At 47.9% G+C, this 7,798-nt stretch carries 7 protein-coding genes; 3 read left to right on the forward strand and 4 right to left on the reverse strand.

Annotated elements, in window-relative coordinates:
* Positions 1 to 427 precede the first annotated feature (427 nt).
* The 3 genes from CX664_RS24960 to CX664_RS24970 all read right to left on the reverse strand — a co-directional run bounded on the left by CX664_RS24960 (position 428) and on the right by CX664_RS24970 (position 3,865).
* Positions 428 to 1,426 (reverse strand): TIGR02452 family protein, encoded by a 999-nt coding sequence (locus CX664_RS24960; protein ID WP_180966636.1) that lies wholly within the window; start codon positions 1,424 to 1,426, stop codon positions 428 to 430.
* Between the two features lie 229 nt (positions 1,427 to 1,655).
* Positions 1,656 to 2,336: a hypothetical protein gene (locus CX664_RS24965; RefSeq protein WP_180966637.1), complete on the reverse strand. Its 681-nt coding sequence runs from the start codon at positions 2,334 to 2,336 to the stop codon at positions 1,656 to 1,658.
* A gap of 314 nt (positions 2,337 to 2,650) precedes the next feature.
* Entirely contained in the window at positions 2,651 to 3,865 is a 1,215-nt protein-coding gene (locus CX664_RS24970; RefSeq protein ID WP_101749289.1) for an argininosuccinate synthase, read from the reverse strand.
* A gap of 299 nt (positions 3,866 to 4,164) precedes the next feature.
* On the opposite strand from CX664_RS24970, the gene pyrC reads away from it, so the two are divergent.
* Positions 4,165 to 5,202 (forward strand): dihydroorotase, encoded by a 1,038-nt coding sequence (gene pyrC, locus CX664_RS24975; protein ID WP_101749290.1) that lies wholly within the window; start codon positions 4,165 to 4,167, stop codon positions 5,200 to 5,202.
* A gap of 132 nt (positions 5,203 to 5,334) precedes the next feature.
* The gene (gene rnt / locus CX664_RS24980) at positions 5,335 to 5,934 is read left to right on the forward strand and encodes a ribonuclease T (protein WP_209278595.1); all 600 of its coding nucleotides are present in this window, start codon (positions 5,335 to 5,337) and stop codon (positions 5,932 to 5,934) included.
* Positions 5,935 to 5,979: 45 nt separating this feature from the next.
* On the opposite strand, the gene CX664_RS27955 is transcribed toward rnt, so the two are convergent.
* A complete protein-coding gene (locus tag CX664_RS27955; protein WP_276328525.1) occupies positions 5,980 to 6,516 on the reverse strand; it encodes a methylated-DNA--[protein]-cysteine S-methyltransferase in 537 nt (178 codons plus the stop codon).
* Positions 6,517 to 6,750: 234 nt separating this feature from the next.
* Between CX664_RS27955 and CX664_RS24990 the strand changes: the two genes are divergently transcribed.
* Positions 6,751 to 7,515 (forward strand): hypothetical protein, encoded by a 765-nt coding sequence (locus tag CX664_RS24990; protein ID WP_146000359.1) that lies wholly within the window; start codon positions 6,751 to 6,753, stop codon positions 7,513 to 7,515.
* Positions 7,516 to 7,798: the final 283 nt, after the last annotated feature.

A 7,798-nucleotide genomic window follows, 5' to 3' on the forward strand; every position in this document is an offset into this window, starting at 1 on the left:
AAAATTCCAGATTTATGTTAGGGGTGCTGAATAGTTACAATATATTTATTGACTATTTTACCAAGAGGAGGACAGCAATTCAGCATTATGTACATAATGGGTGGTTGCTCGAAAACGCTACTTTATATTCTCACTTAATATTTACTTAATTTTCTTTTTTTGTTACCGGTTTGATCAGCCGATGAAAAACCGGCCGTAGCATGGCAGTCACCCTTAATATTCATAGTTCTGAAACCTCTGATCCTGTTTGGTTCCTCAGACCATCAAAATTTGCTTTTGATCCCGGTCACGTGAGTAAAAGACCCGGATTCAGAGGATGTGTATGCATAAGAAAACTGATAAAACCAGGCTCCACGAAATGCGAGGCAGGCATGATCATTGACAAGATAACCAACACTTCCGTAACACCAAGGCTTTAATACCCTGTTCACGAAAGATGGCCTTTAAACACCTTCAGCATTTCCGGATCAGTAATAGGAAACGACACAGAGACAAACCGCTCTTTAAAGTCATCCTCAGCCAAAAGAGACGCGAACAACCGCGCAATATCAGCTGCATCATGGCCAAAGATCCCACAGCCCCAGGCTCCAAGAATCAAATGTTTCACACCATTATTGGCAGCGACGGCCAGGATCTTTCTTGCACGGGTATACATTGTCTGCTGGAGAGTCTTTTGCTGGATTCCTTTGCAATAAGGCAGGTCCACTGCCGCAGCGGTGATAAACGAGATCAGGTAAGGTTCTTCCGGATTGCCGTTATCATCTTTAAAGACTGGAACATCCGGCGAATACAGGATCGTATCAGAATAAAGCCCTCGATTGGTGTATTGATATTGCTTGTTATAAGCATACATCTGCTTTCCTGTGTCACTGTCCAGAGAAGCAAACAGTGCAGAGGCTCTTGCCAGGCTATCTTCCTGGGTGTTGGTCCCTTCCCGGAACATACCCCCGGGTTCAACAGCAGAGGCAAAATTCAGGCAAGCCACGTGATCTTTGCCGTTCTCCCTGACAAGCCGGTGACACGCTGCCAGAGAGGTTTCCCCCATAACCTGGATATCAGTATCGGGAAAGAAGTAATCTGCGCGGGGCTGAAGGGTAATGGCGTCGTTGGGAGCATAGAACCGGGTATTGGCAATACACCAATCAATGGTTGCTTTAAGATCTATTGTTTTACCATGTAACCTTAACGCTTGATCGTTCAATATCTTTACTGTATTCGTTGCTATTTTTCTGAACTTTGCCTGCTCTGGATTCATGGCATATCGTTTAGCCGATGATGCCACTGTCCTGGTGCTAATGGGTTTTCCTGAACGACCTGAAAGCCCATGGACTGAGGAGGCTAACGCCCCGGCAGCGCGGACTTTCTGTTTTTTACTCCGGCAAGATTGAGGCACTTTTACAGCAGGCTGACTGGTCACCGGTGGCATTTTATATGACCTCATCGTATAACCGATTACTCAGTATGGCCTGCTTTTTCAATTTCACAGATTTAATTATTAAAAATGAGGTATCAATGAGGTAGGGGAAATATTTTCTGGTGATCTGACTTTCATGAACAGGCCCATCAAATCCAGGAATACCTGTTTTTCACCCTTGAATGTTATCAGTTCATATTTCAGAAAATTATCAGGGTTTATCATTGGATTAGCTGACTTTTCAGTAGTTTTCCACGATTTTGGGAACACCTTTACCATGATTGGCGGAAGAAATAGAACTCAGTCGTTTCCGGTCAAGCTGACCATCCTTCTGGAGACTCGGTAGCTTCAGCAGAGCATCCACGTCTCTGGCTTTGGGAAAGCCATAACCATGACAGATAGAAGAAATGGATTTAACAACTGGAGAAAGTGCAACTGCTTTGATATCACAGTCGTCAGTACTCAAAAACCGGTTAATTTGTCGCTTTGTTTTTTGGGTTCCTTCTCCGCACAATAGCATGCTGGTAATCGTACCTGTATTCTTAACAGCATCGTTCAAATGACTAAAATAAATGCCAAGCTTAGAGAACAGTTGCATCTGCGACTCATTCGGGCATGAATGAATCAGTTTATCTAACGTGGGTTTGATGATGATGTTTCTTTTCCGGCAAAGAGCCTTCAGTTGTTCTAAAGTGTTAATCGACGAATTGTGTTGGTGCCCATTTTCATGCTCTGGTCGTCTTCTTTTTAATTTCTCATCCACTACTGAACCTGCAATTTGAGACACTTTTCTCTTTAAGAGTGCTACCTCCGGATAAGGTCCAGATGTATCAATGGGTGGGAGGTTTAGTTCAATAGGTTCTTGTCTTGATAAGTCCCGACCTGAATAGCGAGACCTTGATGGTGTGCTGCTATCAGTCACAAGAGGTAATTCTACGAAATTTGTACCTCCCGTCGTCTGCATTAATTTATGATACGTTCGGAACATTATCTGTAAATCTTCTTCATTAAACAACGATATTAGAATAAACATTAAGCTTGGGACAGAAGCATTCCCAAGAGGCTGTCCGAGAATAGCTGAGCAAGATGACCACTGCAGAGGGTAGTTTAGTTGAAAATAAACTGTTGACCTGCTTTGATCAGTTCAGCTCAACAGGGCTGAACAGCCTGGCAAATGGTGGATTAATTCAATAATACTGATAACGGCCTGCACCCGAAAATGCAGGCTTACCCTTTTCAGTCTAATTTTCGTCCTTTATTCGCCGCAATCCTTAACCGCAATGCATTCAGCTTAATAAACCCTTCAGCATCCCCCTGGTTGTAGGCTCCGGCATCGTCCTCAAAGGTTGCAATAGTTTCATCAAACAGCGAGTCATCAGAACGTCTGCCAACCACCGTGACATTGCCCTTATACAACTTCAGGCGAACTTCACCATTCACGGGCTCCTGGCTTTCATCAATCATCTTCTGGAGCATTTCCCGCTCCGGCGACCACCAGTAGCCGTTGTAGATCAGTTTGGCATAGCGCGGCATCAACTCATCTTTCAGGTGGGCCACTTCCCGGTCCAGGGTAATGGATTCAATGGCCCGGTGCGCTTTGAGCATAATGGTGCCTCCGGGCGTTTCATAACAGCCCCGGGACTTCATGCCCACATAGCGGTTCTCAACAATGTCCAGACGGCCAATGCCATTTTCACCACCAATCCGGTTCAGGAAGGCAAGCACCCGGGCTGGCGTCATTGCCTCCCCATCAATGGCAACAATATCCCCCTTGCGATAGCTCAGATTCAGATAGGTCGGCACATCCGGGGCGGATTCAGGCGCTACCGACCAGCGCCACATCTCTTCTTCCGGCTCCGCCCACGGGTCTTCCAGAATGCCGCCTTCGTAGGAGATATGCAGCAGGTTGGCATCCATGGAGTAAGGCGATTTGCCTTTCTTGCGCTCCACCGCAATACCGTGCTCATCGCAGTAAGCCAGCAGTTTTTCCCGTGAGTTCAGGTCCCACTCACGCCAGGGTGCAATCACCTGAACCCCCGGTTTCAGTGCATAAGCACCCAGCTCGAATCGCACCTGGTCATTCCCTTTACCGGTGGCACCGTGGGCAATGGCATCGGCACCGGTTTCATTGGCAATCTCAATCAGGCGCTTGGAAATCAGTGGCCTGGCAATGGAGGTTCCCAGCAGGTATTCGCCTTCGTAAATGGTATTGGCCCGGAACATGGGAAAGACAAAGTCACGGACAAACTCTTCGCGCAGGTCATCAATGTAGATCTGTTTAATGCCAAGGGCTTCTGCCTTGGCCCGGGCTGGCTCTACCTCTTCACCCTGCCCCAGGTCCGCAGTAAAGGTAACCACTTCACACTGATAGGTGTCTTCCAGCCATTTTGCGATCACTGAGGTGTCCAGGCCGCCGGAATAGGCCAGAACCACTTTATTAATTTTTTTCATTGCTCAACTCCAACGACATACCGCAACAGGAATCTGTCAACAGTGAAGGATAAATATTCTTTTTTTGTGAATAATAATTCATAAATAGCGCTTCGCCAAGACGCTTTCATCATTATTTGGCCTAAGCCGGAGTCAGTGTCGATAAAGCCCGGGAATCATAACATCAAAAGGCCATAAATACGGGTTAAACCGCTGCTTTTATGCCTCTTTTCTCAGGCCCCTACTATCAACATGGCCTTTTTTTCGCTAGGATGCCCATCCGGTTCGATCATATATAACCGGAACAGGTACCTTCCAAAATGAGCCAATTACTGACCATTACCCGCCCTGATGACTGGCACCTCCACCTTCGTGATGGCAATGTTCTGACGGAAACGGTGGCAGCCACCGCCAGAACCTTTGCCCGGGCGATCATTATGCCCAACCTGGTACCACCGGTAACGGATGCCGATCTGGCCAGCCAGTACAAGGCGCGCATTCTCGAACAGGTATCTGCTGATTCGGCATTTCAACCATTAATGACGCTGTATCTGACCGATAAAACGTCCCCTGAAACTATCCTGAATGCCCATAAACGTGGTGATGTGGTGGCACTGAAACTTTATCCTGCAGGCGCAACCACCCATTCTGATGCCGGCGTCACCCGTCTCGAGAACATTTACGGCGCTTTGGCAGCCATGGCGGAGTGTGGTCTGCCATTGCTGGTGCATGGTGAAGTTACCGATGCCGACATCGATATCTTTGACCGGGAAAAGACCTTTATTGACCGCCACCTGGTTAAACTGGTAGAACGCTTCCCGACCCTGAAGATCATCATGGAACACATCACCACGGCTGATGCTGCCCGATTCGTCAGTGAAGGGGGAGAAAACCTGGGGGCTACCATTACCGCCCATCATTTGTTGTATAATCGCAACCACATGCTGGTTGGTGGTATCAAACCTCACTATTACTGCCTGCCAATTCTCAAGAGAAACCAGCATCAGCAGGCGCTGCTGGAAGCCGCAGTAAGCGGCAATCGTCGTTTTTTTCTGGGAACCGACTCTGCTCCCCATGCCATTGGAGCCAAAGAGTCCCCCTGTGGATGTGCAGGCTGCTATACAGCACCGGCAGCCATTGAACTCTATGCCGAGGCCTTTGAAATGATGGGCGCTCTGGATAAACTGGAAGCCTTTGCCAGTTTCAATGGCCCCGATTTCTATGGCCTGCCCAGAAACCATGACACCATTACCCTGGTGAAAGAGGACTGGGTCATGCCAGAATCCATTGCCTTCGGTGATAACCGGGTGAAACCTCTGAGAGCCGGAGAAACCGTATCCTGGCGGCTCAAATCATAGCCATTGGCTAAACAGCCGTGAGCAGAGGAAAAATCCCGCTCTTGCTGCCCTAATAACCTGGTGGCAACCTGCGGTATTTTTTTACAGTTAATGAGTAAGGAGAAGCCTTTGAGGGCCGATGACAGCCACTCCATGGCCAACAGATTCCGCGGCTTTCTGCCTGTGGTAATCGATGTGGAAACCGGCGGCTTCAATGCCGCTACAGATGCACTGCTGGAAATTGCAGCCACCGTGATTGAAATGGATGAGCACGGTTTTATCCACCCGGGCCCATCGGAGTCGTACCATATCAAGCCATTCGAAGGCGCCAATATTGAGCAGGCCGCTATCGACTTTATTGGTATTAACCCCTTTCACCCGCTGCGGATTGCCATGGCGGAAGAGGAGGCCATCAACAAGATTTTCCGTTCCGTCCGTAAAGCGGTAAAAAGCCAGGGATGCAACAGGGCGGTACTGGTTGGACACAATGCGTCGTTCGACCTGGGGTTTGTCATGGCGGCGGCTGAGCGCTGTGATGTGAAACGGAATCCGTTCCATCCGTTCTCCTGCTTTGATACTGCTACGCTGGCAGGTCTGGCCTATGGACAAACGGTGCTGGCCAAAGCCTGTGTCGAGGCGGATATTGATTTTGATAAATCAGAGGCTCACTCAGCCCGTTACGATACGGAAAAAACCGCTGAACTGTTCTGCACCATTGTGAACCGCTGGAAAGACCTGGGCGGCTGGCTCTGACAGCAACCCAGGCTGGCTTTTTTCATGAAAAGCCAGCCCCCCTGACTATCTCCCTTCCCTTCTATTACCCTGCTCAAGATCCAGCAGATACCTCTTTATCTCAACCCCATAGGCATAACCGGTCAGTTTACCGTTTTTTCCGATCACCCTGTGGCAGGGCACAATGATCGCCACCGGGTTGGCACCATTGGCGGCTCCCACGGCCCTGACCGCTTTAGGCCGACGGATGCTGCTGGCAATATCCTGGTAGGAACAGCTCTTGCCATAGCCAATCTGCTGTAACGCACTCCATACCTGCTGCTGAAAGTCGGTACCACGAAGATCCAGCGCCACTGTGAAGCGGGTCAACTCTCCGCGAAAGTAGGACTCCAACTCATCTCTGGCCTGAGCAAGATGACGATTAATAGCCTGTTGCACGGCAACCGATGTATGTTCAGCCGTGCTGGCTTCAGCCTGCAAGCCATGATTATTGATACGTTTAACAGAAACAACGCCCTCAGCAGAGGCCATTACGTTGAGACGCCCGACAGGTGACTCCACCCACTGACAACCGACCAGATTCTCTTTATGCATAGCATACATAGGCGCATCACCAATTTCAGTGTATTTTGGACCAGGGTAAAATCGTGCATCCTTCAAGTAGCCAGAAATATTTGCTGCACCATTTGCTGCACTATGCCCCGCTACTGTAGATTATGAGATTGATAAATTATCATAAAAAGCAACTGAGTCATCTGCCCTCTGGCTTTAAACAATACACGACAACAAAGAATGATGTCGGTACAAAACACACCATTTCGATGAAAAAAAAGGGCGATGCAGAAGGAAAAGCAACGCTCAGATCAAACTACTATCAATTTAGCGGTACCGAATAATAAAGCAAGAGGATTAGCCATGGACCCGGTCAATAAACCAACCTCTCCCTCACCACAGAAAATTCAACCCCACAAAGACAACGTCCGGGCAGCCAGTGCCGGGAAGTTATTTCATGGAAGAAAAACCGCTATTTGGCAAAGCGTCCGGACTCTTTTCAATAAACTTATTTTCTGGCTTGAAAAACCATTAAAAACCAGAACCATCAAAGTTCATGTCGCGAAGAGTAATACTCTATCAGCGACCGGATTTAATAAACACTGTTCGGAACTTTTGCTGGCGATGATTGATGGAGACAACAGACGGCTGCCGCAGTTACTGGACGAAATCAGATTGAGCATTCCCGCAGCCATCCCTGGTAAACAGCAACAGGAAATTGAGAGTTCAGAGATCATAGACCTGTTTGGAAAATGGTCTGAACAATGTACCAAACCTGCACTTGCACAATCACTGCGAAGAGATCTGCTCAACCCGGAATCCAACATAAGAAAGATATGGACGTCACAACGAGCACTTACGATGGAACCAAAAGACTTTTCACCTAAAACCTTTCAACGCCTCAATGATATCGAAGGACTCATGGGACAATTGGCAATAGCATTATTCCCTGAAAAAATTGAAAAACTGATGCAGGATGTTGAATCCTGTGAAAGCAAGATAACATCCTCACGTTTCTTTCAGAAATTTACCGCAAATATCCAAACTTGAGATACTGACGGTAAGTAGTTAACCAAATGAAATCATATATTTCAGACTAAGTGGGCAGTCACTCTGCGGCGTTGCAACTCCGGTCACATAGCTACGGCTATGCTCCCTACGTTGCGCCTTGCATAGTAACTGCCCACTTAGCCAGAAATATACGATTCCATTTGGCCAACTACTTAATCAGGACATCACCCCAATTCTTTAGCTGACCAGTCTTATCTGTCATATACAAATCAGCAGCACCACACCCAGAACCATCCGGTAGATGACAAATGGCATAAGCCCG

The organism is Endozoicomonas acroporae (assembly GCF_002864045.1).
GTDB lineage: Bacteria > Pseudomonadota > Gammaproteobacteria > Pseudomonadales > Endozoicomonadaceae > Endozoicomonas > Endozoicomonas acroporae.

Excerpts from the sequence above, each read along its gene's own strand:
- CX664_RS24960 (WP_180966636.1), bottom strand. The coding sequence starts at position 1,426 with ATGCCACCGGTGACCAGTCAGCCTGCTGTAAAAGTGCCTCAATCTTGC.
- CX664_RS24970 (WP_101749289.1), bottom strand. The coding sequence starts at position 3,865 with ATGAAAAAAATTAATAAAGTGGTTCTGGCCTATTCCGGCGGCCTGGAC.
- pyrC (WP_101749290.1), top strand. The coding sequence starts at position 4,165 with ATGAGCCAATTACTGACCATTACCCGCCCTGATGACTGGCACCTCCAC.
- rnt (WP_209278595.1), top strand. The coding sequence starts at position 5,335 with ATGGCCAACAGATTCCGCGGCTTTCTGCCTGTGGTAATCGATGTGGAA.
- CX664_RS27955 (WP_276328525.1), bottom strand. The coding sequence starts at position 6,516 with ATGTATGCTATGCATAAAGAGAATCTGGTCGGTTGTCAGTGGGTGGAG.
- CX664_RS24990 (WP_146000359.1), top strand. The coding sequence starts at position 6,751 with ATGCAGAAGGAAAAGCAACGCTCAGATCAAACTACTATCAATTTAGCG.